The 1,142-nt window shown below is 49.2% G+C and carries 1 protein-coding gene; it reads right to left on the bottom strand.

Translation table 11 applies throughout. The features are described from left to right. Positions 1-1,142: filamentous hemagglutinin N-terminal domain-containing protein (locus KZ793_RS22405; RefSeq protein WP_225817279.1), on the bottom strand; the 1,142-nt coding region annotated here is incomplete at both ends.

The raw sequence follows: 1,142 nt of genomic DNA, 5'->3' as shown, positions 1-1,142 counted from the left end.
TCATCCGCTGCCAAATGCTGATTAATATCAATCCACTCATTACTCGCCACAAAGATATTTTTTGCCCGGCTAATTAACGTATCTGAAAGAGATAATCCGCGCTCAGACAGAATACGCAGCGTATTAACCGCAGAAATAAGGGATAATGCCTGTGTGCCTTCCGGCGTGTCACTGCTTCCAGGTAAAACAGAAGTACTATAACCGTTGGAAATCAAGGTAATGTTAAGACCGGAGATATCCGCGCCACGCATCGTAAAACTGTTCTCGCCCTGTAGCAGGACATGGTTCCCGGCGTTGATATTTCCCCCATCTAAAGACAAGGCTTTCGTTTTAATGGCGACATCGCCAGCGGCATGAATTCGTCCCCGATTCTGCAAGGTATCGGTGGTCAATGTCAGATGTTGACCCGCTTGCATATGGCTCCGTTCCGCCATTGCAATGCTTTTACCACGCATGTTTATGTCGGTTTTGGCCTGCACATCCCCCAGAATCACCTTATCGTCGGCGATCAAATTGATGTCGCCTTGCGTTGCAGTCAGGTGAGTCAGATTGACCGCCTTACCCGGCTCGGTACTCACCAGACGAATTTTATTGGCATACATTCCCCCCAATGACCCGGTATCAATCGCTTCCCAGGGGGTATAACCTTCCCCGGCAAGGGGGACAATCGTCCCGCGTTTGAAATCAACCCGGTTGGGACCTTGTGTCAATGTCAGGTTTTTCGCCTGTAGTCTGCCGTTAAGCTGAGTGGTCCGGCTGATGATATCGACAGTATCCTGCGCCGTTGCATCCAGTCCCTTTTCACCCAAGGTGATGATGCCTTTCTTCACTTCTAAGGCTTCTAATGCCCCGTCTTTATCAAACACCGGTTTACCGGTCGATAACGTGACCGCCGGGACATTGATAAAACCACAGCCATTACAAATCATGCCGTTCGGGTTGACGATGAAGACATTAGCTTTCTGCCCTGCGACTTCCAACAAACCTTGCAGATTTGAGGCAAAAGCCCCCACCACTTCATTAATAATCAGTTCAGCCGATTTACCATTGAAGTTCAGATTCGCGCCGATTTGCCCCGCCAGTAGAGACTGCGTATCATGGGTCGCGTTATTCAATACCAGCCCTGATGTCCCAACATTAAA

It is taken from the genome of Photorhabdus antumapuensis (assembly GCF_020387775.1).
Taxonomy (GTDB): domain Bacteria; phylum Pseudomonadota; class Gammaproteobacteria; order Enterobacterales; family Enterobacteriaceae; genus Photorhabdus; species Photorhabdus antumapuensis.
Note: the sequence above shows the minus strand (reverse complement) of the source record. Positions and strands in the feature narration are given on the sequence as shown.